Genomic DNA, 22,835 nt, shown 5'->3' with positions numbered 1-22,835 from the left:
TTACTGAATCGGGATCTCGCGAATGTGCGGCGTCTCCCCCTTGCACCAGGGGAACTCGATCGTGAGCAGGCCGCGCCGGTAGCGCGCCTGCACACCCTCCAGGTCGACGCCGGGAGGGACCTCGATGGCCCTGCAGAAGCGGCCGGTCCCGCGCTCAAGGCAAATATAGGTAGCGCCGGGATCCGTTTCGTCCCGGGCCATCCCCTCCACCACCAGGGTGGAGCAGCATAGGCTCAGGGTGATATCGCTACGGTCGCAGCCGGGGAGTTCCACCTCGACCACGAAAGAGCAGTCGGTTTCGTAGATGTCTACCAGCGGGGACTGCTCTTTGTCGGTGAAACCTTCCCGCCCCTCCAGCGTGGAGAGAAAACGGAAGATCTCGTCCATCTGCTGGCGAAACAGGTTCAGCCATTCCAAAGGTTCCTTGGGAATTACCGCCATCACGCCCCTCTGTTGCCGAGCTTTTAATTAAAAACCGGCCCCATGGCCGGTGCAGATGATTTAACCATCTTTATCATGAAAGTCAAGGTAATCCGCCTTAACCTTGGGACGCCCCTCCGCCGGCGCAGGTTTGCGAGCTCAAGAGCTCGGGATCCTTAATGATTATCGTTTTGGAATTGAATTTATTAGTCCCGATGTGTATAATCCGGCAACCTCACCGGGCCCCATGGCCCGGCAGCGTCCGGCAACACCGGGCCGAGTCCCCGGCGTTGCACCGTGCGCCCCCCCACCACACGTTCTCACGAATAAAAGGGCCCTACATGAAAAGATACGCAGCACTGTCGTCGCTTCTTGCGGTGACCCTATTCAGCACCGGCTTCGGTTGGCCCTTCCCGGCGACCAACAGCTGCCTGGAAGCTAAGAAGATCATCCTGGAACTCCCTGCGCAGGCGAGCGAGCAAAAGAGAAAGGACGCCGAAAAGCGCGTCGTGGAACTCTGCCCCACCGGCGCCCCCGGACGTTACCTCAAGGCGCTTACCTTCGAGCGCAGCGGCAACGCAGACGCAGCCATCCAGGAGTACCGCGAGACCCTCGCGCTGGACCCGGATTTCTACCCTGCCAGCGGCAACCTCGGCTTGTTGCACCTGCAGAAAGGGGCCAGCGAAGAGGCAGCGGTCGAACTCTCCCAGGGACTCAAGGCCGGCGACCCGCGCTACCACGGGGGCCTCGCCCGCATCCTGGCCCAGAAGGATCTGCACCAGCTCGCCATCTTCCACTACACCGAGGCGCTCGCCGCCTTCCCCGAAGACGCCTCCCTGCATACCGACTTGGCCGCCTCGTACGACGCCGTGGGACAAAAGCAAAAGGCAGAGGACGAGTTTAGAAAGGCGCTCGCCATCCAGCCCGGCAACGCCCGGGCCCGCCTGGGACTGGGAGCGCTACTCCTGGCTCGCGGAGAAATCGACAAAGCGGTGACCGAGTTGAAACAGGCCGCCATCGCCGAGCCGGGCAACAAGGAAGTGCACCGCCTGCTCGCCGAGGGGTACGTGCGCAAGGGCGACCAGAAGAGCGCCGACTATGAGCGGGTGCTGGCTGGCATCGGCCCCAAGGTGAAGGAGGCGCCCAAGAGCGACCACATGGCGCTCGCCGACCAGTACAGGAACGCCAAGGACTACGAGATGGCGATCAGCGAGTATCGCCTGAGAATTGCCGAAGAGCCGGCCGACGCCGTGGCGCAGCAGCGCCTGGGTGACTGCCTGCTGGCGGTGGGGCGCGAAGACGAGGCGATGTCCTACTACCGCGACGCCATCAGGAGCAAGGGCGAAAACCCGCAGCTGCACCTGAACCTGGCCGGCATCTACGAGCGCAAGGCGCTCCTGGACGAGGCCGTGGTGGAATACCGCCAGGTGCTCGCCAGCACGCCGGACAACCAGCAGGCGCGTCAACGCCTGGCCGAGATCTACACGCTGCGGGGGAGCTTCCCGCAGGCCCTGGAGCAGTACCAGGCGCTGATCAAGGCCAACCCCGGGGACGCCGCGACCCAGCTTAAGCTGGCCCGCGCCTTCGTCAACACCAAGGACCTCGACTCCGCCATCAGCGCCTACCAGGGCGCGATCAAGCTGGCCCCGGAGTCGCTGGAGGCCCACCGCGAGCTCGCCAACCTGCTGCGCAAGCGCAACGAGATGGACCAGGCCGCCAACGAGTACCAGGAAGTGCTGCGCCTGAAGAAGGACGACCAGGAGGCGCGCACCGCCCTCACCGCCATCTACGTCAAGAACAAGAACTACGACTCCCTGGCCAAGCTCTTGAAGGAAGGGGTGGAACTCTCCCCCAACGACGCCAACGCCCATTACAAGCTGGGGCTGGTGTACGAGTTCCAGAAGAACTACCCGGCCGCCACCGACGAATACAAGGAGGCGGTGAAGCTTAAGCCCGACCACGCCAAGGCCCTGAACGCCATGGGGCGCGTGCAGATGAAGGACGGCCACATCGCCGAGGCCAAAGAATCCCTCGAGGCGGCCCGCAAGGCCGACCCGGAACTGGAAGAGGCCCAGGTCCTGTTAAGCAATATCAAGGACGAATTCAACCCGGAGCCGAGGAGCTTCCGCAAGCACAAGGGGTCCTCGAGCAAGTCCAAGAAGGGCAAGAAAGGGAAGAAGTCCAAGGAGAAGCAGGAGAAGTCCTCCAAGAAGTCTTCGAAAAAGAAGAAGGCCTCCTCCAAGAAGAAGCACAAGGAAGACTAGCCGCCCGATGCGGCAGCGAAACCATAAAAAGGGCAGCCCCCACCGGGCTGCCTTTTTCGTTGCCGGCTCTCCTTCACATTACTCCCCGATAGCCCTAGCTCCCAAGCCCAGGAAAGAAAAAAGGCCGGGGGAATGCCCCCGGCCTTTTTCTCTGTTCGCCCAGATTGTATTTTGATGTTGCTAGGATTCGTCGTCGGTCAGCGGGATGATGGCCACCTTGGCCTTGCCTTCCCCGAGGAACCCCAGTTTCCTTGCCGCGGCCCGTGACAGGTCGATGAAGGGGAACCCCTTCTTACGGCAACGGTCGTTGACGACAACCGTGACTTCCTTGTCGTTGGCGAGGTTCCTGACCAGAACCTTGGTGCCCAGCGGAAGACTCTGGTGGGCAGCGGTCATCTTTTCCGGATGGTACCGCTCTCCCGAGGTAGTCGCTCTTCCGTGGAACTTCTTGGCATAGTAGGAGGCTATGCCAACCAGTTTTTTCACCACCGACTTTTCTTGCGATTCTGCCTTTTCTACTACCGGTGCTACTGGTTTTACTACTTGTTCTGCAGCCAGCAGGGGAAGCGTGTGGATCGGGAGGAGCATCAGGGCCAGGGCGACTATGCGCACCAGCCTGCGGCTCCGCTCGGATGATGCCATGCGCACCTCCTTTGTTGGGCGAGGCATTCGTATAACACGTTCTAACCCGCGAGTCAAGTTCCAATGAACCTCGCGCCCGATAACCCTTTAATCTACCGACATTTTACTACCCTGCCGTCTGAGCCTGCGCCGGTGCCTCATCGGCGGGCTGCGTGCCACGCTGGCGCCGGCCGATGGTGGTCGTGTCGTTAATGATCACCACTTCGCGCGCCGAGCCATCGACCTCGGCCGGGAAGGCGTGCCGCTTGGCGACGAACCACTTGCCGGTAGGCTTGTGCAGCAGTTCCACCCCCGGGGACTCCAGGTGCTCCTTAAGGCCGTGCTGCGCCAGGAAGGCGAGGCAATCCCTGCCGACGATGTCCCGGTGCGCCATGCCGGTGAAAGTTTCCACCGCGCGGTTGAAGCGCCGGATCTTGCCGAACTGGTCGGCCAGGATGAACAGATCGGAGATGCAGTCCATGATCTCCTCCCACTCGCGCCGGATCCCCTCCATCTGGTGGAAGACGTTCTTCAACTCCTCGTGTTTCATGTAGAGGCGGGCGTCGCTTTCCAAGAGCTCCCGCTCCATCTGGCGCTGGTCGGTAACGTCGCGGGAAATGGCGATCAGGCACGCCTCCCCCTGGTACTCGATCACGTCGGCGGACCACAAAAGTTCACGGACCTCGCCGGATTTGACCCGGAAACGAACGTCGAGATTGCGCACGTGGCCGTGCTCGTTCAAAAGCTTGAGCATCACCATGCGCGCGTCCGGGTCAGCCCAGAGCGTCAGTTCTGTCGACGTCCTGCCGATCACCTCGTCGCGGCTGTACCCGGTGATCTCCTGGAAGGCCTCGTTGACGTCGATGTAGGTGCCGTCCTCGGCGCGGGTGATGACGATGGAGTCCGGGGAGGCGTGGAATGCCTTGGAGAATTTCTCCTCCGAGTTCCTGAGCGCCTGCTCGGCCTCGAGGCGCCAGGTGATGTCCTGAGCGGTGCCCAGCATGTGCAGCGGCTTGCCCAGGGCGTCGTAGGTCACCTCGGCCCGCGCCGAGAGGGTGCGCGTCGAACCATTGGGGAGCACGATCCGGTAGTCCATCTGGTAGGCCCTGCGGTTGTAGATGGCGTCGTTCACCGAGCGGATCACCTGCTCCCGGTCCTGGGGATGCACCGCCTGCAGCACCAGCTCGTGGGTAGGCACGAAGCAGGCGGGATCGACGTCGTAGATGCGGTACATCTCGTCGGACCAGGTGAGCGTGTCGCTGCCGAGGTCCCAGTCCCAGTTGCCCAGGCGCGCGATGCGCTGCGCCACAGCGAGGGTCGCCCGGCTCTCCCGGAGCGCCTCCTCGACTTCCTTATGGGCGCTGATGTCCACCAGGGAGAGCACCGACCGGTCCGTCCCCTCGATAGCCGCCCAGTTGCCGGCCATGGTCCGGGTTCCGTCTCTGCCGGAAAGCTGGACCTCGAAGCTGCGGCGCGGGGAATCGGACTGTGCGTCGTCCCCCGGGGAAGATATCCCGTCGCTGTCGCAGCTGCCGATGAACTCGGTCCAAAGCCTCTTCCCCTCCAGTTCCTCCCGGGACAGCCCGGTCACCTCCGCGAAGCCGCGGTTCACCATCTGCAGCGTCCCATCGGGCTGGATGATGGCCATGGCGGTCCCGGTGTCTTCGAATATGGCGCGGTACCTTGCCTCGGACTCTTCCAGCCGCTGCTGCGACATGCGGCGCACCGTGATGTCGCGCGCCACGAAGAGCACCCTGCGCACTCCCTGCTCCAGGTCCCCGATGGGGTGCACCGAGATGTCCTCGTAACGGGTGTCGCCGTCCTGCGCCAGGTAGCAGATCTCGCTGTTGAGCGCGGTGCCGCTGCAGGCGCAGTCGGAAATAAGGCTCATGATCTGGTCGGCAAACCCCTGCCGCGCCACCAGCTGGGAGAAGTTGCACCCCGTGGCGTCGTTTTCGGTCAGTTGGTAGTTGGACAAAAAGACGCCGTTGCAGTTGACGACGGTGTAGTCGGTGGTGCTCAGGACGCAGATGGCGTCATGGGAAGACTCCAGGAAGATCTGGGACAGGTCGTCGGAATGGCGCAGCGCCGTCTCCACCCTGCGCCCCCGCTCGGCCAGGACGGACATGGAGGCGAAAAAGGCACCGAGCAGGGAGGCGTAGAAGATCCGCATCCAAAGCTCGTAGGCGTTGGGGGCATGGATCTGCTGCAGAAAGGGCTCCCGCCCCATGATGGTGGCATCCAGCAGGGCGTCCCCGACCCAGAAAGCGGCGATACCCCCGAGGGCCACGCCTATGTGCCGCTTCCAGTTCAACGGCTTGGTCATCTGGAATCCTCCACGATGCTATGACAGCTTCTGCACCTTTCGGCGCAAAAGAAAATAACTTGAGGTTTCCTGTTCAGGAAATGAGCAGCGACTGCTGCCAGGGGGGAATGATCCCCGCCGCGGCCGCCCGCCCCAACAGCAGGCGTACCGCCGCTTCACCATCGTTCCCCAGTCCGCGGGAAAAATCGTTCACGTAGAGCCCGATGTGGGCGTCGCACACCTCGTCGCTCATCTCCTGGGAGTGGGCGCGGATGTAGGGGCGGGCCTCGCCGGGATGTCCGAAGGCGTACTCGACGCTGTCCGCGATCCCCTGCTCGAGCCGCAACAGCGCGCTCCTGCCCAGGGAGCGCTTGGCAGCGATTCCCCCGAGCGGAATAGGGTGGCCGGTTTCCCGCTCCCACCACTCGCCAAGGTCGACCACCTTGTGCAGGCCGTACTCCTGGAAGGTGAACCGGGACTCGTGGATGATCACCCCGGCCGCCACCGAACCGTCGGCCACCGCTGCCATGATCTCGTGGAAGGGGAGGTAGATGAAATCGACCAGGGTCGGGTTGAAGAGCCGCAGCAGCAGCGCCGCGGTGGTGTAGCGCCCGGGGAGCGCGATCCGCTTGCCGGCGAGGGTGGCGGGATCGACCTGGTCGCGTGCCACCACCAGCGGACCGCAACCGCGCCCCAGGGCTCCACCGCTTCTCAAGAGCAGGTAGTCCTTCAGGATGTGCCCCAAGAGGTGGTAGGAAACCTTGGAGACGTCCAGCACCGACTCGAGCGCCATCCGGTTCAGGGTCTCCACGTCCTCCAACTGCTCCCGGAACCGGAAGCCGCAGTCAACGCGCCCGTGGATCAAGGCGTCAAAGATGAAGGTGTCGTTGGGGCAGGGCGAGAAACCCAAGGAAAGTATCGACGCCGATTGCTGATCCTGATTTACTGGCATTGCTGAATTCATCTGTTGCTATGCTCCCTGTTACAGCGGCAGGCGCAGCTGTTACCGACACATTTAAGACTCACCAATATACAATCAGTGCATCTGTTGTGCAAGAAAAGGTTAACGAAACGATCATAGTACAATTAGAAGTTCTAGCGGAAAGATTCCTTAGGCTGTAGCAAGGAAGGGAGCAGCAGCAACTTCGATCAGCGCGGGACAAGGCGGTTATCCGCCACATGCTTCAGGTACAGGGCCAGGAAGCGTTGCACCTGTCCCACCGCGCGCTTCAAGTCCCAGCGGGACAGGTCCCGGTCCTCGACCATGTTGCTGATGCCACGCACCTCGAGGCAGGGAACGCCGTACATCAGCGCCACCTGCGCCACGGCGGCCCCCTCCATGTTCTCGCAGACTCCGGGGAAGCGCCGCAACAGTTCCTCCCCTTGTCTGGCGGTACCGGAACAGGTGGAAACGGTGAGGAAGGGCCCCATGATCGTGGCGAAACCGGCGGCGGTCGCGCAGTCGAGAGCGCGGCGGGCGCATTCCTGGTCCAGAGGGATCCGGTTGAAGAGCCGCTCCCCTCTCCCCTCGTACACGGGGATGCCGATCAGGTCGAGTCCGCGCCACCCGTCGGGGGTACGTACCCCCTCGTCGGCCAGGCACTCGCTGTCGGCCACGGCGAGGTCGCCCACGGCCAGGCCGGCCCCGACAAAGGCGCCGCCGCAGCCGGTATTGACGATGAGATCGGGGGTGTAGCGCTCGCACAGGAGGGTGGCGGCGCTGGCAGCGTTTACCTTGCCGATCCCGGTCAGGGCGAACAGCACCTCGCCCCCCCCCATTGCGGCACGATGCAGCGGCACATGCCCGGTGCCCGCCAGCGCGGTGGCGGAGGTCGCGGCCAGCAGTTCGGAGAGTTCCATCCGGGTCGATGCGGTGACGATAATGCGGCTCATGCGCTGCTCCCTGCACGTTTTTTTGGTGCGCGAGTGTAGCACAGCAGAGAAGACGACTTCAACGACTGTCGCGCCGCCCGGCGTCAAATAACTGTCTACTGTCAAAAAAGTGGTCCCCCCCGGGGTCCTCTTCGTGGTACCGGCACGCAGTGCGGCTGCGCTGCTCGGACATCTTCATTGGAAAAAAAAGACGGCAAATCAAACACCATCTGTTACAATCTCCCCCGCATCGTCGCGCCAGAAGCGGCGGCACAGCTTTTGCTGATAATGATGGCGCTTCGTTAAGGCACGGGTACCGTAGGCTCTCATTATCCTGTCTCCCCTCGTGAGCCGTCGTGACGGTGGTACCTGACAAGGTCATGGCCAGAGTGGGGAAAATGGGAGCCGCCGGAATGCCCAAACGGGGGTGCCGTGACCCCCTTTTTTGTTGCATAAGTCAAAGGCATCTAATATATTCGCTCCGTTCCAAATACTCGCAAAGAAGGGTCTTTCATGCCGCGCTGGATTCTCCCCTTGAACCTTACCCTTGGCCTCGCCATCACGGCAGTCGCGGCGCTCATCGCAGCGGATTTGCTGAGCGTCAAGATCGCCGCCCTGTACCCGAGGAACGCGCAGAAGCAGGTCGCAATGCCGGCCGCGGCGACGCCGGCCGGGAGCCAGGACCTGTTGAGTTTCGCACCCATCCTGGAGCGGGGCCTGTTCGGCAGGGCGACCCAGGGGAAACTTACCCCCCTGCAGCAGCAGGCGGCCGCGGGCCCCGCGGCGGCTGCGCCCCCACCGGCGGCGGTCGGCGACCTGGTCCTTTTGGGGACCGCGGTCGGCTCCTTCCGCGAGACCTTCGCGCTGGTACTGAAGAACTCCAGCCACGAGGAGCGGGTCTTCAAGCTGGGGGACACGGTGTTCTCGGCGGGCCCCTTGGTGTCGGTCAAGAAGGACGTGGCCGAAATCCTGGTAGGTGGCAAGCGGGTCAAGATCCTCACCCCGATGGCAGCCGCGGCCGAAGCGGCGGCTCCCTCTGCAGCGCCCGCCGGTGTCGCCGGCGGCGGACTGGCCGCCCCTGCCGGCGCAGGCAACTACGTCATCGACCAGCGCGCCTTGAACTCGGCGCTGGACAACATCGGTCAGGCCATGACCGACGCGCGCCTTTTGCCCAGCGTGAAAGACGGTAAGGTCGAGGGGTTCCGTGCCTCGGAGGTGAAGCCGCAGGGGATCTTCGGCACCGTCGGCATCAGAAACGGCGACGTCCTGTTGCGGATGAACGACTTTCCGATCGACTCGCCGGAGAAGGCGATCCAGTCCTTTGCCTCGCTCAAAGGGCAGAGCCGGATCAAGCTCGACCTGATCCGCGACGGCCAACCCACGACGTTCACGTATGACATAAGGTGAAGCAGTTCGATCTTAATCTGCCTCTCGGAGGGTTTTCCTTGAAAATCAGAATCGCCCGCATCACAGCCATGCTCATGTTCCTGGTCGCCGCACCGACCTTGGTCTTCGCCAAAGGGGTGGTGCTCAACTTCACCGATGTGGACATCGCCACCATGGTGAAATTCATCAGCGACCTGACCGGCAAGAACTTCATCATGGACGACCGGGTCAAGGGGAAGATTTCGGTGTTCTCCCCAGCCAAGCTCTCCAACGAGGAGGCCTACAACGTCTTCACCTCGGTGCTTGAGCTCAAGGGCTTTACCGTTATCCCCGCGGGGAAGGTGATGAAGATCGTCCCGACCGCGGCCGCCAGGCAGGCCGGGATGAAGGTCTTGAGCGACGGCGAGAAGGGGGCCGTCAACGACAGCTACCAGGCACGGGTGATCCAGCTCGAGCACGTTGCCCCCCAGGACGCGGTCACCTTCCTGCAGCCGCTGATTTCCAAAGACGGGCAGATCTCCGCCTTCGGTGCGGCCAACCTGATCCTCGTAGTGGACTCCGCCTACAACATACAGAAGATTCTGGGCCTCCTCAAACATATCGACACCGACCAGGTGCGCGAGGGGGCCGAGCTGGTCTTTTTGAAAAACGCCGCCGCCGACAGCGTGGCTAGCCTGATCAAGGACTGGCTCTCCGGCAAGCAAAGCGGCAAGGCAGGCACCGCACCCGGTGCCTCCACCGCCGCGGTCCCCGTGGTCGCCGACGCCAGGCTGAACGCCCTGATCATCTTCGGTTCCGAAAAGGACAAGGCCGACATCAAGAAGTTGATCGCGCTGGTCGATGTCGTCCCCCCCACCACCAGCAGCAAGGTCAACGTCTACTACCTGGAGAACGCCGAGGCGACCGAGGTAGCCAAGGTATTGGAAGGACTGGTTAAAGGAACTTCGACCGCGGCTCCCGCGGCACCGGGCACCGCAGCGGCCCCGCAGCAGGCAGTCTTCGAGGGGGGCAAGATCACCATCACCCCGGACAAGGCCACCAACTCGCTGGTCATCATGGCCTCCCCGACTGATTACCAGAACCTGCTGCAGGTGATCCAGAAGCTCGACCGCAGAAGCCGCCAAGTATTCGTACAGGCGATGATCGCTGAGGTATCGGTGAACAAGGCCAAGCAACTGGGCGTGCAGTGGGGATTTTTGGGGGCGGGTTCGAACGGAACGGTGTCCACCGTCGGTCTTTTTGACCCCTTCGGCTCTGTCACCAGCCTGGCCTCGACCTTTAGCACGCTGACCGGCTCGACCACCGGCGCCAGCACTCTATTGGCCAGTTCGGCAAACTTTCCAGTTGTGCTGCAGGCCCTGCAGTCCAACGGCGCCCTAAACGTCCTCTCCACGCCCAACATCATGACCAGCGACAACAAGGAAGCCGAGATCTTCGTGGGCGAAAACGTCCCCTTCGTCTCCGGGACCAACCTTACCTCGACTGGACTCTCGCAGCAGTCGATCGAGAGGAAGGACACCGGTATCATCCTGAAGATCAAGCCCCAGATCAGCGAGGGGGAGTACGTAAAGCTGGACATCTACCAAGAGATCTCCGCGGTGAAGGACTTCGGCACCGCGACCAACCCGAGCCTGGGGAGCACCAAGCGCTCCGCGAAGACTTCCGTGGTGGTGAAGAACACCGACACCGTGCTCATCGGCGGCCTGATCCAGGACACCGACCAGGTGACCGAAAGCAAGATCCCGCTGCTGGGCGACATACCTGGCCTCGGCTGGCTTTTCAAGACCAAGAGTACCAAAAGGGACAAAACCAACCTGCTGATCATGCTCACCCCGCGCATCATCAAGGACGCGCGTGACCTGGCCGAGGTTTCGACAACCCAGAGAAACAACTTCTCCGAGGCCGTCAAGAACGACGCTCCCTTCAACCTGGAGCGAGCTCTCGAGGAAAAGCCCAAGTCGGTCACCGCGGACAAGCCCGAAATTCGCAACCAGTAACGGCGGACATACTCCCATGGCAGAAACGCTTGACATAGAAAGCATAGCGGAACGCCTCGGCCTCCCGTTCCAGGCCGAGATCGACGATTCCAAGGTGGACGGGTCCCTGGTGAACCGGGTGCCGCTCAACTTTGCCCGCAACAACCTGCTGCTGCCGCTGCGCGAAGAAGGTGGCACGGTGATCGCCGCCAGCGCCGACCCGACCAACCTCCTGGCGGTGGACGAGATGGCGGGCCTGTTCCATCTCCCGGTCTCCACCGTGGTGGTGCCCCAGCGGGTGCTGATTGACGCGGTGAACCGCCTCTACTCCCGCCTCTCCGGTTCGGCGCAGGAGGTGGTCGAGGAACTCGAGGGAGAGGAACTATCCACCCTGGCCACCTCGTTCAACGAGCCGCGCGACCTGATGGAGCTGACCGACGAGGCGCCGGTGATCCGGCTTCTGAACTCGATCCTGTTCCAGGCGGTCAAGGAGCGCGCCAGCGATATTCACATCGAGCCGTTCGAGCGCGAACTCGAGGTCCGCTTCAGGATCGACGGCCTGCTCTACAAGATGCTCTCCCCCCCGAAGGTGATCCAGGAGGCGCTCACCTCACGCGTCAAGATCATGTCCGGCCTGAACATCGCAGAGAAGAGGCTGCCGCAGGACGGCCGCATCCGGGTCAAGGTGGCCGGCCGCGACGTGGACATCCGCGTCTCGCTGATCCCGACCTTCTTCGGCGAGCGCGTCGTCTTGAGGCTCCTGGACAAGCAGCGCGGAGTCCTTTCCCTAAAGGAGATCGGACTTTCCGACAAGAACGACCTGCTCATGGAGCGGCTGCTGTCCCGCACCAGCGGCATCATCCTGGTCACCGGCCCCACCGGCTCTGGCAAGACCACCACGCTCTACGCGGCGCTGTCCCAGATCAACTCCCCGGAGAAGAACATCATCACCGTCGAGGACCCGATCGAGTACCAGCTGAAGGGAGTGGGCCAGATCCAGGTCAACCCGAAGATCGACCTGACCTTCGCCAACGGCCTGCGCTCCATCCTCAGGCAGGACCCGGACATCGTCATGATCGGCGAGATCCGCGATGCCGAGACCGCCGAAATCGCCATGCAGGCCTCGCTCACCGGTCACCTGGTGCTCTCCACCCTGCACACCAACGACGCCGCCACCGCCGTCACGCGCCTGATCGACATGGGGATCGAGCCGTTCATGGTCGCCTCGTCGCTCTCCGCGGTACTGGCGCAGCGCCTGGTGCGCGTCATCTGCCCGCACTGCAAGGAGTCCTACACCCCCGACCGCAGCTATCCGGGGGTCGAACTACCGCCGGTGCTCTATCGCGGCCGCGGCTGCGACAAGTGCTTTAACCTCGGCACCATGGGACGGATGGGCATCTACGAGCTGCTCCCCATCGACGCCGAGCTCTGCTCCATGATCATCCGCCAGGCCTCCTCCGGCGCCATCAAGGAATACGCCATCTCCAAGGGGATGCGTACCCTGCGCGAGGACGGCCTGATGAAGGCGGCCCAGGGGCTGACCACCATCGAGGAGGTCCTGAGGGTGACCCAGGACGACTATGCCGACCTTTCGCTATAGCGCATTCAACCAGAAGGGAACCGAGGTCACCGGGACGGTGGACGCCGCCAGTGAGAGTGAGGCGCGACTGCACTTGAAGCAGAAGGGGCTCTTCGCCAAGGAGATCGCCCCTGCAGCGGAAGCCGGCTCGCGCTGGGCGCTCAAGTCCGGCGTCAGCGTCCCCGACCTTTCACTGGCCACCAGGAGGCTGGCCACCCTGTTGGGCAGCGCCGTCCCCGTCTACGAGGCGGTGGCGACCCTGTGGGAGCAGGAGGCGCCGGGCGAGCTGAAGCGGGTGCTCGGACGGGTGCGGGACCGGCTCGCCGAGGGTCAGGGGCTGGCACAGGCGCTGGCCGCCGAACCCCAGGTCTTTTCGGAAAGCTACATCGGCATGGTCGCCGCCGGCGAGGCAAGCGGCGCGCTCGAGGTGGTGCTGGAGCGGCTGGCCGAGTTCCAGGAGGACCAGGCCGAGGTGAGAAGCCGGGTCATCACCGCCCTCATCTACCCCGCCATCATGGTGGTGGTGGGCATCGGGGTCATGATGGTGCTCCTTGGCTTCGTCGTCCCCAAGATCTCCGCCGTTTTCGAGAGCAACAAGGCGACGCTCCCGCTGGTTACGGTGCTCCTGATCAAGGCGAGCACCGCGGTGAGAAAGGGTTGGTGGATCATGGGCGCGCTGGGCCTGGGCGCCGCCGCGGCCTGGAAGCGTGCCAAGGTGAACGAGGCGTTCCTGTCCAAGCGTGACCGATTCATCCTGGGCCTCCCCATGGCCGGCCAGCTCTGGCGACGCCTGGTACTGTCGCGTTTCGCCAAGGTGCTCGGGCTGTTGCTGCAAAGCGGTGTCCCCATCATCAAGGCCATGGAGATCACCGGCGAGGCAGTGGTCAACCGCGAGTACAAATCGTTCCTGGCCGAGGCGCGCGAGTCGCTGATCCAGGGGGGGAGCCTCTCCGCCTCGCTGAAGACAAGCCCGCTCTTCCCGCCGCTGCTGACCCACATGACGGCGGTCGGCGAAAAAAGCGGCGAGCTCGACGCCATGCTCATCAAGGCGGGCGACGCCTTCCAGAAGGAGTTCAACGCGCAGGTGACCCGCTCAATGGCGCTGCTCGAGCCGATGCTGATCCTCGGCATGGGACTTACCATCGGCTTCATGGTCATCGCCGTCCTGCTCCCCATCATGCAACTGAACCAGCTGGTCAAGTAACTGTAATGATCCCATTTCATTTTTTTGCGAGGTCTCCCATGCTGAAGACATTGAAAGACAGCCGCGGCTTCACCCTGATCGAACTGATGGTGGTTATCGTCATCCTGAGCCTTCTGGCCGTCCTGGTCGGGCCGAAGATCATCGGCCGCAGCGACGACGCCAAGGTCGCCGACGCCAAGGTCCAGATCCGCAACATCGAGACCGCACTCAAGCTCTACAAGCTGGATACCGGCGGCTTCCCCACTACCGAGCAGGGGCTGCAGGCACTGGTCACCAAGCCGACCACCGGCAAGATCCCCAACAACTACAAGGCCGAAGGGTACCTGGAGAACAAGAACGTACCCAAGGATCCCTGGGGCAACGACTACGTCTACCTCTCCCCCGGCGAACACGGCGACTACGACCTCTCCTCCTACGGTGCGGACGGTGCGCGCGGCGGCGAAGGGAAGAACGCCGACATCGAAAGCTGGAACATGAAGTAGGGAAGAGGGAGTTGACGGAGTGACCAACTTTGGGCGGTAAGGGGCCAGGCAAAAAACTGAGCGGCACAGCCGGCTTCACCCTGCTGGAACTGATGGTGGTGATCTTCATCATTGCCTTGGCAGCCGGCATCGTGCTGCCCCGGCTCCCCGAGCCCGAGAGCGCCCGACTCAAGAGCTCGGCGCGCAACCTGGCCAGCGGACTCAGGTTCCTCAACGACCAGGCCATCATAACGAAGAAGGTCTACCGCCTGCACCTGCAACTGGGCGAGAACACCACCCGCATCACCGAGGTTTCCCCATCGGGCGAGGAGCTGCAGCCTGGGGACCAGTTCATGGGGAGGCGCCTGATCGAGGACGGGATCGACATCGAGGACGTGAACCTGCCGAATTTCGGCGTAGTGACTGAGGGAGAGGTAGTCATCCCCTTCGGACCGGGCGGTGTGGCGGACGGGGTGACCATCCACCTGAAAGGCAAGGACAATCACTATACGGTGACCGCCAACCCCTCCGGCGGCAAGGTGACGGTGCAGGAAGGCTACCAGGAGGTGACCTCGTGAGAGGCTTTACGCTGCTCGAGGTGATGATAGCCCTCGCCATAACTGCCGGGGTGCTTCTGACCGTGATCTCCTCGGTCAACCACCACCTGGCCACGATCTCCGACGACACCGAGGAGACCAGGGCGGTCCTTTTGGCCAGGGCCAAGCTCGACGACCCGGAATTCGCAAAGAAAACTGACACCAAGGGGGATTTCGCCCCCGATCATCCCGACCACAAGTGGGCGCGCGAGATCACCCAGACCGAGATCCCGGGACTGAACAAGATCCGCCTCACCGTGACCTGGAACAACGACAGCAAGAGGCTCTCGCTTGTGCAATACGCACCGCAAAACTAGTAATAACGAGGGCTTCACACTCATAGAGCTCCTGATCGCCCTGGCGCTTTTGGTGATCCTCGCTGGCGCCCTTTACGGCACCTACTTCTCGGTGGTGGCGGCACGCGAAAAGGGTGGAGTCCGGATGGAGGAGCGCCGCGAGCTCTCCACGACGCTGGGCAAATTGCACAACGAGCTGGCATCGACATTTTACAAGTCCGCCGCACCGAGCACCGGTGCCGCGACGACAACGGCGCAGCGGTTCCATTTCGTGGTCGAGGACCGGGACAGCTTCGGGAAACCCGCTTCCCTCTTGCAGTTCACCGCCCTCACGCCCCCCCGCATCGACCCGGCGCCAGCTTCGGATGTCATGGTGGTGCGCTACGCGGTCAAGGAACTGGAGAAGAACGGCAAGGAGCAGCTCACCCTGGTGCGCGAGGCCCGCGACCTGTACTTCGATACCAGCGTCAAGTCCGTCCCCTACACGGTCATCGACAACGTGGAAGGGTTCCTCGTGGAATGCTGGGACGGCAACAAGTGGGTGAAGAGCTGGGATACCGCGCTCAACGGCAGCGTGCCGAAGCAGGTCCGGGTTACCGTGACCGTGAAAGGTGGCGAGGTATTCAGCACCATCGCCGCAGTGCAGAGGCTGAACCAATGAGGGGGGAAAAGGGATTCGCCCTGGTCATAGCCCTCATCGTGACCACGCTGCTCGTGGCGCTCCTGGCCGAGTTCGTCAACGAGGTCTACGTCGACACCTCGCACAGCCACAACTTCGTCGCCTCGCAGCAGGCGGGGGTGCTGGCCGAGTCCGGCATCGCCGGGGGGATCAAGTTGTTGCAGGTTTCCAGCATGCTAAGGACCGGTGGTGCGGCATACAGCTCTCTCCTGGAGCCATGGGCGCAACCGCACTCCTTCGACGCGGAAAACGGCACGGTCAGCATCACCATCGAGGAGGAAAGCGGCAAGCTGAACCTCAACACCGCCGCCTCGGACAACGGCACAGCCAACGCCAACACGGACCTTGCGCAGCGGCTACTCGCCAAGCTCAAGCTGCCCATCGACCTCACCGACGCGCTCATGGACTGGGTCGACAAGAACGACTCGCCGCTGCCCGGGGGCGCCGAATCGAGCTATTACCACAGCCTGAAGACTCCGTACTCCAGCAAGAACGCCAAGCTGGACACGGTCGAGGAACTGGCGCTCCTGAAGGGTTTCACCCCGGAGGTAATCGGCAAGCTGCGGCCGCACGTCACGGTCTACGGGGCCAGCGACCTTGAGCCGACGTCCCTGATCAACGTCAACACCGCGAGCAAGGAGCTGCTGGCCTCGCTGGACAACAAGCTGACCGACGACCTGGTGCAACGCATCATCGATTTCCGCAAAACCCGTCCCATCAAGGGAATGGCAGATTTCAACTCGATCCCCGGGATCGACAGCGTCTCCGCCGCCTTCGCCGACAAGATCACCTTCATCGGCTCGGTGTACCGTATTCGCGCCGAGGGACGGGTGGGTGAGAGCGTCGCCGTAGCCGAGGCCGTGGTACGCAACATGGGGGGCTCCGCAACCCCGGTACTGCTTTACTGGAGAGAATATTGATGGACATGCTGATCGTACAACTGAAAAGGACCGAGCTGGTCCTGGCCAGTTTCAGGGCCAAGAAAGGTGGAGCGGCCTTCCTCTCCGCCGAGCGGCACCCGCTTTTGGGTGAGGAGGGGGAACTCTCCCGCATCCTGGGAGGGAGCTCGCTCGCCGCGGGAGAACACCGGGTGGTGCTCGCCCTGCCCCCCTCCACGCTGTTCATGAGGGAACTGGAGCTCCCCATCAGTGACCGCGCCAAGGTCCGCGAACTGCTGCCGCTGGAGTTGAAAGGCGAGACCGCCCTCGACACCGACCAGTTGGCCTTCGACGCCGTACCTCTGGCCGGCGGCAAGGTGCTGGCGGTTTGGGGCCGGGTCCAGGAACTCTCCGAGAAGATCGACCTCCTTAAGGAAGCGGGGCTCGAACCGGAAGTGGTGACGGCGTCCCTGTTCCACTGGGACAAGCTGGCACCCGCAGCCGGTACCGTCGCGGTGAGCGACGGCGAGGCGCTGGCGGCCTACAGCGACGGCACCCCCATCTACTTCCGCGCCCTGCCGCCCAACGCAACCGACGCCGACCTGCAGCGCACCGTTGCCGCACTGGAGCTGTCGCGCAGCCTGCGCGTGGAACGGGTCATCTCGCACAACCCGGGCCAGCAGCAGCACGATACCGTCCCTCCCTCCACCAGCGGGCTCTTCGAGGCTTTCGGCGAAGACCCGCGCGCGGCGCACGACCTGGCCGGCGCCTACGCGCTGGCGGCGGCCGTGGCGGACAACAGCGCGGTCAACCTGCGCCGCGGCCCACTCGCCTACACGGCGGCCACGGAAAAGCTGTACCAGCGCCTCAAGGTAAGCATGATGCTGGCCGCCGCCCTGGTGCTACTCATCTTTGCCGAGAGCAGCGTGCGCTACTACCTGGTGAAACGCGACCTCGCCTCGCTGGACCGCACCATCACCGGTATCTACAAGGAAGTGTTCCCGACCCGCAAAAAGGCGGTCGACGAGGTGGCAGAACTCCGCTCCGAGATCAAGCGCCTGGAAGGGGCCAAAACATCGAGCAACGTGCTGAAGCTCCTGAACGACGTGGCCATGGTCAAGGGGGACGACGTCTTCGGCATCTACGAAACCGAAGTAACCGGCTCGGACGTGCGCCTGAAGGGGGACGCGAAGAGCGTCCAGGCCGTTGGGGACCTGAAGAGCCGTGCCGCCACCATCCTGGAGGGGACCGAAGTGGGTGAGACCAAGTCGCGCCCCGACGGCAGCGTGACCTTCACCCTGAGCGGCAAGATGAAGGGGGTGACCCGATGAACCGCGCAGAGATGATCACCCTCCTGCAGGGGCTGGACCAGCGCACCCGGCAGCGTATCGGCATCGCCATCGCCATCGTGCTGGCCATAGTGGTGCTCCTTTCCGCCGTGAACAGCAGGATCTCCGCCCTCGAAAAGAAGCGGACCGCGCGCGAGGCCGACATCGCCGAGATGATGCGCTTGAAGCTCCGTTACCAGGAGGCCAACCAGAGCGCCCAGCGCCTCGCCAACAGGCTCATGGCCACCAAGCCCGACGACTCCCCGGCAAAAATCGTGGAAGAGATCGGCATCAAGGGGCGCTCCAGCCAGATCAAGTCGGTCAAGGGGGACGACATCCCCGGCTACGTCGAGGATGCGGCCGAACTGCGCATGGAGGGGCTTTCCGCCAACGAGGCGGTGAACCTCATCTACCGCCTGGAGAAAGGGGCGCGACCGGTGACAGTGAAGAAGGCCCTGATCAAGCAGAGGTTCGACGACCCCTCCAAGCTCGACGTGACTCTCACCATCGCCCTGATCAAGCCGGCGCCGGCGGGGAAATAGATGAACAGACGCACCCTTTACTTTGCCTGCGGCGTTCCCGCCGCGCTCATGTTGTTCCTGCTGCTGACGCTGCTCTTTACGCCGAACCACGCCATCAAAGGCGTTCTCGTCCGGGCGGCGGAGAACGCAGGCTACACCCTTGATTGCACCGGCTTCGGCAAGAGCTTCCCCCTTGGTATCAAGGCGGAGCAGGTCGAGCTTGGCTCCGACAAGGGCGCGCTTTTGAAACTCAGTCGGGTGAAAGTGCGCCTGGAACTCCTGCCACTTCTCACCGGCAAGGTGCGTGTCGCCTACCGCGCCGGCATCGGTGCCGGGGAGGCGCAGGGAGAAATCGATCTTGGCAAACGCAAAGGGTGGAGCATGCAGTGCCGCGGCGTGCGGCTCGAGGACATCCCCTTCTTCACCACCGTCGCAGAGGCCAAGGTCCGGGGCGAACTGAAGCTGGCCGGCAAGATGGAAGCGAACAAAACCGGTGGCAGCGGCGATCTGCAGCTAGAGGTGAGCGCTGCCGAGGTTGCCGGGGTGAAGATCGGCTCCATGCCGCTTCCCGACGCGGCCTACCGCGAGGTGCGCGGTGCACTGAAGGTCGAGAAGGGCCGCGCCGTTTTAAAAAGCTTTACCTTAAATGGCGACGGCATCTACGTGCGCCTCTCCGGCGACACCGTGCTCGGCAATCCCGTCGGGGCATCTCCCCTCCACCTGACCATGGAGATGATGCCCAAGCCCTCCTTCCTGGAGCGACAGAAGTTCGTGTTTTTACTACTCACCAAGTACCAGACGTCCCCCGGGGCCTTCAAGATTCCCATCTCCGGCACCCTGGCCCACCCGTCGATGTAACTTTCTCAAAACGTGGTTTGAAGAAATCGAAAATTGGGTTGCATTTGTCCCCTTCGTTACTTAAGATGAGAGTAATGAGAGCGCGGTCGCGCAGGTCTTAACCGAGCGGGAGCAAGCCATGATCGAATTCCGAGACGTCCACAAGTGGTTCAAGCAGCTGCACGTGCTGAACAACATCAACCTTCACGTCAAGCCGGGCGAGGTCATGGTAGTCTGCGGTCCTTCCGGCAGCGGCAAGTCCACCCTGATCCGCACCGTCAACCAGCTCGAGCCCATCGACAAAGGCACCCTGATCGTCGACGGCAAGGACTTGAGCGACAAGAAGCTCGACATCAACAAGCTGCGCGCCGAGGTTGGCTTCGTGTTCCAGCAGTTCAACCTCTACCCTCACCTCTCCGTGCTCGCCAACATCACCCTGGCCCCCATCAAGATCCGCAAGACCCCCAAGGCAGAGGCCCAGGATCAGGCCATGGCGCTCTTGGAGCGGGTCGGTCTCGCCGAGAAGCGGGATGCCTACCCGGCCCAGCTTTCCGGCGGTCAGCAGCAGCGCGTCGCCATCGCGCGCGCCCTGGCCATGAAGCCGCGCATCATGCTCTTCGACGAGCCCACCTCCGCCCTCGATCCCGAGATGATCGGCGAGGTGCTCGACGTTATGCAGAAGCTCGCCCTAAGCGGGATGACCATGGTCGTGGTCACTCATGAGATGGGGTTCGCACGCGAGGTTTCCCACCGCGTGGTCTTCATGGACCAGGGGACCATACTGGAGCAGGCCGCTCCTGAGCAGTTTTTCAAGAATCCGCAACATGAACGGGCGCAGCAGTTCCTGAAACAGCTGCTCTCTCCTATGCACTAGTGGCAAGAATGGCCGTTCCACCTTCATGGCTCGAGGTCAAGCTCAACCTGAAGATCCATGTTCTCTGTTAGGCTTACTTGTGTTGCCTGCTTTTTTTGCCTGAAAGGATGCAGATACAAGTCACTCTGGTATAATCCCGTACGCTTTCGCTCCGTCGAACGTTGAACCTTGAACGTTGAACGGGTTTTATTCATTCAAAAGGAGGAACACTGATGAAGAAACTGTGGACGCTGTTTGCTGCTGTCGCCCTGGTAGGCATCATGGCTCACGCCGCCCTTGCGGCCGGGGACACCCTGGCCGAGGTCAAGAAGAAAGGGGTCCTCGTGGCCGGCGTGAAGGATTCGCTGCCGCCGTTTGGCTACGTCGACGAGAAGACCCGCGAGATCGTGGGCTACGACATCGACTTCTGCAAGTACATTGCGAAGAAACTGGGCGTGAAACTGGAACTCAAACCGGTCACCTCGGCCTCCCGCATGCCGCAGCTCATGGAAGGCAACATCGACATCATCGCCGCCACCATGACCAAGAACCCGGAGCGCGCCAAGCAGATCGACTTCAGCCACACCTACTTCCTGACCGGCCAGAAGTTCATCACCAAGAAGGGCGCCGTGAAGAGTCTCAAGGACTTGGAAGGGAAGAAGATCGGCACCGCCAAAGGCTCCACCTCGGAGCAGAACGTGGCCAAGGCGATCCCCACTGCCACCGTCCTCTCCTTCGACGACTACCCGCAGGCGTTCCTCGCGCTGCAGCAGGGTAAGGTGGCGGCTGTCACCACCGACGAGTCCATTCTCGCCGGCATCCTGGGCAAGGCTCCCAACAAGAACAAGTTCGAGATCCCCAACCTGCAGATCTCCGAGGAGCCCTACGGCCTGGGGATGAGGAAGGACGACAAGAACTTCGTCGCCTTCGTGAACAAGACCCTGCTCGAGATGGAGAAAAACGGCGAAGCCAAGAAGATCTTCGAGAAGTGGTTCGGCCCCAAGACCGCAACCCCGCTCAGGCGCACCTTTAAGATCACCGCTGACAAGTAGCCTCCCCCTGCGGCCTCCCCTTCCCGGGGAGGCCGCACGTCTCAGACGCTGCAGCAATATCACCACCCCAGTTCAACAACCAATATAAAAAACTCGCTACACTGCTTCTTTATCCACACCTCTCTCTTTGTCGCCGCTTCCCCCGATAGTACCTGCGCCGTAATCGATCAGGTTGGACTGTAGTTAGTGCAGCGCCGATGCTTGATCAAGAGGGCTGTTTTAGTGCCTAAACCCTTGACAATTCACCTCAAGACGTTATATAAATCCATGCTTAAAATTAACTCTGTTTTAATACCAAGGAGGGGGCAATGAGAGTAGCAAAACTTTTCAACCTTGTATCGGCCCTGGCGCTGTTCGCATTCGTGGGAACCGCTGCCGCTGCCGGTCCTGCACAACCTACGGCGGTGCTGACCAGCGCGGACTGCGTGAAGTGCCATGAGCAGCCGCCCAAGGACATCGCAGCGGCCGGCGGCAAGCACAAGACCGAGGTGACCTGCCAGGACTGTCACGTCGGGCACCCGCCCAAGGTTAAGAAGCCGATCCCGCAGTGCAGCCAGTGCCACGAAGGCAAGCCGCACTACAAGCTCCAGGGCTGCCTCGGCTGCCACTCCAACCCCCATACTCCGAAGGTCATCAAGTTCGGCAACAACGTCACCGATCCGTGCCTGACCTGCCACACCGGCCAGATCGAGCAGCTGCGCGCCTTCAAGAGCAAGCACACCGCCCTCAACTGCTCCTTCTGCCACAACGTCCACGGCCGCATTCCGGACTGCACCCAGTGCCATAAGCCGCACGCCAACGACATGACCGCCAAAGATTGCAAGGTCTGCCACCAGGCCCACAAGCCGGCTGACGTGACCTACAAGTCCGACACCCCGTCGAAGATGTGCGCCGCCTGCCACAGCAAGGCGTTCAAGCTGCTGACCTCCAGCACCGCTAAACACAGCAAGCTTGCCTGCGTCTACTGCCACCAGGCCAAGCACAAGATGGTGCCGCAGTGCACCCAGTGCCACGTCAAGCCGCACCCTGCCGCCATTATGGCGAAGTTCCCGAAATGCGGCGAGTGCCACAGCATCGCCCACGACCTGAACCGTTGGGGTGACGCAGCCGCTCCGGCCCCGGCAGCAGCCCCGGCCAAGCCGGCTGCTCCGGCCAAACCGGCCGCTCCGGCCAAACCGGCCGCCAAGCCGGTAAAGAAGTAACACTCCTGCAGCGAATCGGGGAGGCCCTGTGCGGCCTCCCCGACCTTTTTACCCCTCCCTGTTTTCAACTCTTTGCCAAACCAGTTCGGGTAGCACCAGGAGGATCGCATGCTTTTTCTACAGATAACCTCGGCAGTGACGGCGCTTTCTCTCGTGATACTGGCGCTGTGTCTTATCCCGGTCCTCACTGAACTAAAGAAGGCGGCACTGGCCCTGCAAGGCGCTGCCGACCTGCTGCAAAAGGAAGTGACGCCCCTGGTCAAGGAACTGCGTGACACGGTGTCCGACGTGCAGGTAGTAACCGGCGCCGCGGCCGCCAATGCCGACGGCGTGAACATGCTTTTGAGCGAGCTCGGTCACGCCGGACACAACATTCGCATGATCAACAAGGTATTAGGCATCGCCACTGAGATTGTGGCCAACGCTCCGGTCTGGATTACGGGGGCCAAGGTTGCGGGCAAGTATATTGCTGATAGAATAATCAAATCCAAAATTAGGGGGTGAC

The 22,835-nt window shown here is 62.5% G+C and carries 22 protein-coding genes; 17 read left to right on the top strand and 5 right to left on the bottom strand.

Annotation, left to right across the window (positions count from 1 at the left end):
• Entirely contained in the window at window positions 1-441 is a 441-nt protein-coding gene (locus K7R21_RS18105; protein ID WP_224984687.1) for an Hsp20/alpha crystallin family protein, read from the bottom strand.
• Window positions 442-761: 320 nt separating this feature from the next.
• Here K7R21_RS18105 and K7R21_RS18100 point away from each other — a divergent pair, with 320 nt between their 5' ends.
• On the top strand, window positions 762-2,684 hold the full coding sequence (locus K7R21_RS18100) for a tetratricopeptide repeat protein (RefSeq protein ID WP_224984686.1): 1,923 nt from the start codon (window positions 762-764) through the stop codon (window positions 2,682-2,684).
• A gap of 180 nt (window positions 2,685-2,864) precedes the next feature.
• On the opposite strand, the gene K7R21_RS18095 is transcribed toward K7R21_RS18100, so the two are convergent.
• The 4 genes from K7R21_RS18095 to mqnB all read right to left on the bottom strand — a co-directional run bounded on the left by K7R21_RS18095 (window position 2,865) and on the right by mqnB (window position 7,503).
• On the bottom strand, window positions 2,865-3,326 hold the full coding sequence (locus K7R21_RS18095) for a septal ring lytic transglycosylase RlpA family protein (protein WP_224984685.1): 462 nt from the start codon (window positions 3,324-3,326) through the stop codon (window positions 2,865-2,867).
• Window positions 3,327-3,432: 106 nt separating this feature from the next.
• The gene (locus K7R21_RS18090; protein WP_224984684.1) at window positions 3,433-5,631 is read right to left on the bottom strand and encodes a PAS domain S-box protein; all 2,199 of its coding nucleotides are present in this window, start codon (window positions 5,629-5,631) and stop codon (window positions 3,433-3,435) included.
• A 73-nt stretch (window positions 5,632-5,704) separates the two neighbouring features.
• On the bottom strand, window positions 5,705-6,574 hold the full coding sequence (locus K7R21_RS18085; RefSeq protein ID WP_404813667.1) for a 1,4-dihydroxy-6-naphthoate synthase: 870 nt from the start codon (window positions 6,572-6,574) through the stop codon (window positions 5,705-5,707).
• Between the two features lie 185 nt (window positions 6,575-6,759).
• Complete coding sequence (mqnB, locus tag K7R21_RS18080) at window positions 6,760-7,503, bottom strand: futalosine hydrolase (RefSeq protein ID WP_224984682.1); 744 nt, start codon at window positions 7,501-7,503, stop codon at window positions 6,760-6,762.
• Between the two features lie 492 nt (window positions 7,504-7,995).
• Between mqnB and K7R21_RS18075 the strand changes: the two genes are divergently transcribed.
• The 16 genes from K7R21_RS18075 (at window position 7,996) to K7R21_RS18000 (ending at window position 22,834) form a co-directional block, all read left to right on the top strand.
• Window positions 7,996-8,889 carry a type II secretion system protein N gene (locus K7R21_RS18075; protein WP_224984681.1) on the top strand — a complete coding sequence of 298 codons (894 nt, stop codon included), beginning with the start codon at window positions 7,996-7,998 and terminating at the stop codon, window positions 8,887-8,889.
• Window positions 8,890-8,957: 68 nt separating this feature from the next.
• Window positions 8,958-10,865: a type II secretion system secretin GspD gene (gene gspD / locus K7R21_RS18070; protein WP_224984921.1), complete on the top strand. Its 1,908-nt coding sequence runs from the start codon at window positions 8,958-8,960 to the stop codon at window positions 10,863-10,865.
• Window positions 10,866-10,881: 16 nt separating this feature from the next.
• Window positions 10,882-12,444, top strand: coding sequence for a type II secretion system ATPase GspE (gene gspE / locus K7R21_RS18065; RefSeq protein WP_224984680.1), 1,563 nt, complete (start codon window positions 10,882-10,884; stop codon window positions 12,442-12,444).
• Window positions 12,425-13,627 carry a type II secretion system inner membrane protein GspF gene (gene gspF / locus K7R21_RS18060; protein WP_224984679.1) on the top strand — a complete coding sequence of 401 codons (1,203 nt, stop codon included), beginning with the start codon at window positions 12,425-12,427 and terminating at the stop codon, window positions 13,625-13,627. The genes gspE and gspF overlap by 20 nt, the downstream gene beginning before the upstream one ends.
• Before the next feature lie 38 nt (window positions 13,628-13,665).
• The gene (gene gspG / locus K7R21_RS18055) at window positions 13,666-14,109 is read left to right on the top strand and encodes a type II secretion system major pseudopilin GspG (RefSeq protein WP_224984678.1); all 444 of its coding nucleotides are present in this window, start codon (window positions 13,666-13,668) and stop codon (window positions 14,107-14,109) included.
• Between the two features lie 29 nt (window positions 14,110-14,138).
• Entirely contained in the window at window positions 14,139-14,666 is a 528-nt protein-coding gene (locus tag K7R21_RS18050; RefSeq protein WP_224984677.1) for a prepilin-type N-terminal cleavage/methylation domain-containing protein, read from the top strand.
• On the top strand, window positions 14,663-15,001 hold the full coding sequence (locus tag K7R21_RS18045) for a type IV pilus modification PilV family protein (protein WP_224984676.1): 339 nt from the start codon (window positions 14,663-14,665) through the stop codon (window positions 14,999-15,001). Before K7R21_RS18050 ends, K7R21_RS18045 begins: the two co-directional genes overlap by 4 nt.
• Complete coding sequence (locus tag K7R21_RS18040) at window positions 14,976-15,641, top strand: type II secretion system protein GspJ (RefSeq protein WP_224984675.1); 666 nt, start codon at window positions 14,976-14,978, stop codon at window positions 15,639-15,641. Before K7R21_RS18045 ends, K7R21_RS18040 begins: the two co-directional genes overlap by 26 nt.
• Window positions 15,638-16,579: a type II secretion system minor pseudopilin GspK gene (gspK, locus tag K7R21_RS18035; RefSeq protein WP_224984674.1), complete on the top strand. Its 942-nt coding sequence runs from the start codon at window positions 15,638-15,640 to the stop codon at window positions 16,577-16,579. The genes K7R21_RS18040 and gspK overlap by 4 nt, the downstream gene beginning before the upstream one ends.
• Window positions 16,579-17,868, top strand: coding sequence for a type II secretion system protein GspL (gene gspL / locus K7R21_RS18030; protein WP_224984673.1), 1,290 nt, complete (start codon window positions 16,579-16,581; stop codon window positions 17,866-17,868). The genes gspK and gspL overlap by 1 nt, the downstream gene beginning before the upstream one ends.
• Window positions 17,865-18,407: a dehydroquinate synthase/iron-containing alcohol dehydrogenase family protein gene (locus K7R21_RS18025; RefSeq protein WP_224984672.1), complete on the top strand. Its 543-nt coding sequence runs from the start codon at window positions 17,865-17,867 to the stop codon at window positions 18,405-18,407. The genes gspL and K7R21_RS18025 overlap by 4 nt, the downstream gene beginning before the upstream one ends.
• Window positions 18,408-19,244 (top strand): type II secretion system protein GspN, encoded by an 837-nt coding sequence (gene gspN, locus K7R21_RS18020; RefSeq protein ID WP_224984671.1) that lies wholly within the window; start codon window positions 18,408-18,410, stop codon window positions 19,242-19,244.
• 118 nt (window positions 19,245-19,362) lie between these two features.
• The gene (locus K7R21_RS18015; RefSeq protein WP_224984670.1) at window positions 19,363-20,097 is read left to right on the top strand and encodes an amino acid ABC transporter ATP-binding protein; all 735 of its coding nucleotides are present in this window, start codon (window positions 19,363-19,365) and stop codon (window positions 20,095-20,097) included.
• Between the two features lie 212 nt (window positions 20,098-20,309).
• On the top strand, window positions 20,310-21,128 hold the full coding sequence (locus tag K7R21_RS18010) for an ABC transporter substrate-binding protein (RefSeq protein WP_224984669.1): 819 nt from the start codon (window positions 20,310-20,312) through the stop codon (window positions 21,126-21,128).
• A 308-nt stretch (window positions 21,129-21,436) separates the two neighbouring features.
• Window positions 21,437-22,330: a cytochrome C gene (locus tag K7R21_RS18005; protein WP_224984668.1), complete on the top strand. Its 894-nt coding sequence runs from the start codon at window positions 21,437-21,439 to the stop codon at window positions 22,328-22,330.
• 108 nt (window positions 22,331-22,438) lie between these two features.
• Window positions 22,439-22,834 (top strand): DUF948 domain-containing protein, encoded by a 396-nt coding sequence (locus K7R21_RS18000; RefSeq protein ID WP_224984667.1) that lies wholly within the window; start codon window positions 22,439-22,441, stop codon window positions 22,832-22,834.
• Window position 22,835: the final 1 nt, after the last annotated feature.

The sequence above is a fragment of the Geomonas agri genome (genome assembly GCF_020179605.1).
GTDB lineage: Bacteria > Desulfobacterota > Desulfuromonadia > Geobacterales > Geobacteraceae > Geomonas > Geomonas agri.
The sequence above is the reverse complement of the archived record's forward strand: the minus strand, read 5'-3'. Positions and strand labels throughout refer to the sequence as shown.

What these genes read in the sequence shown, in the direction of transcription:
- K7R21_RS18105 (WP_224984687.1), bottom strand. Translation starts at nt 441, where the DNA reads ATGGCGGTAATTCCCAAGGAACCTTTGGAATGGCTGAACCTGTTTCGC.
- K7R21_RS18100 (WP_224984686.1), top strand. Translation starts at nt 762, where the DNA reads ATGAAAAGATACGCAGCACTGTCGTCGCTTCTTGCGGTGACCCTATTC.
- K7R21_RS18095 (WP_224984685.1), bottom strand. Translation starts at nt 3,326, where the DNA reads ATGGCATCATCCGAGCGGAGCCGCAGGCTGGTGCGCATAGTCGCCCTG.
- K7R21_RS18090 (WP_224984684.1), bottom strand. Translation starts at nt 5,631, where the DNA reads ATGACCAAGCCGTTGAACTGGAAGCGGCACATAGGCGTGGCCCTCGGG.
- K7R21_RS18085 (WP_404813667.1), bottom strand. Translation starts at nt 6,574, where the DNA reads ATGAATTCAGCAATGCCAGTAAATCAGGATCAGCAATCGGCGTCGATA.
- mqnB (WP_224984682.1), bottom strand. Translation starts at nt 7,503, where the DNA reads ATGAGCCGCATTATCGTCACCGCATCGACCCGGATGGAACTCTCCGAA.
- K7R21_RS18075 (WP_224984681.1), top strand. Translation starts at nt 7,996, where the DNA reads ATGCCGCGCTGGATTCTCCCCTTGAACCTTACCCTTGGCCTCGCCATC.
- gspD (WP_224984921.1), top strand. Translation starts at nt 8,958, where the DNA reads ATGCTCATGTTCCTGGTCGCCGCACCGACCTTGGTCTTCGCCAAAGGG.
- gspE (WP_224984680.1), top strand. Translation starts at nt 10,882, where the DNA reads ATGGCAGAAACGCTTGACATAGAAAGCATAGCGGAACGCCTCGGCCTC.
- gspF (WP_224984679.1), top strand. Translation starts at nt 12,425, where the DNA reads ATGCCGACCTTTCGCTATAGCGCATTCAACCAGAAGGGAACCGAGGTC.
- gspG (WP_224984678.1), top strand. Translation starts at nt 13,666, where the DNA reads ATGCTGAAGACATTGAAAGACAGCCGCGGCTTCACCCTGATCGAACTG.
- gspK (WP_224984674.1), top strand. Translation starts at nt 15,638, where the DNA reads ATGAGGGGGGAAAAGGGATTCGCCCTGGTCATAGCCCTCATCGTGACC.
- gspL (WP_224984673.1), top strand. Translation starts at nt 16,579, where the DNA reads ATGGACATGCTGATCGTACAACTGAAAAGGACCGAGCTGGTCCTGGCC.
- K7R21_RS18025 (WP_224984672.1), top strand. Translation starts at nt 17,865, where the DNA reads ATGAACCGCGCAGAGATGATCACCCTCCTGCAGGGGCTGGACCAGCGC.
- gspN (WP_224984671.1), top strand. Translation starts at nt 18,408, where the DNA reads ATGAACAGACGCACCCTTTACTTTGCCTGCGGCGTTCCCGCCGCGCTC.
- K7R21_RS18015 (WP_224984670.1), top strand. Translation starts at nt 19,363, where the DNA reads ATGATCGAATTCCGAGACGTCCACAAGTGGTTCAAGCAGCTGCACGTG.
- K7R21_RS18010 (WP_224984669.1), top strand. Translation starts at nt 20,310, where the DNA reads ATGAAGAAACTGTGGACGCTGTTTGCTGCTGTCGCCCTGGTAGGCATC.
- K7R21_RS18005 (WP_224984668.1), top strand. Translation starts at nt 21,437, where the DNA reads ATGAGAGTAGCAAAACTTTTCAACCTTGTATCGGCCCTGGCGCTGTTC.
- K7R21_RS18000 (WP_224984667.1), top strand. Translation starts at nt 22,439, where the DNA reads ATGCTTTTTCTACAGATAACCTCGGCAGTGACGGCGCTTTCTCTCGTG.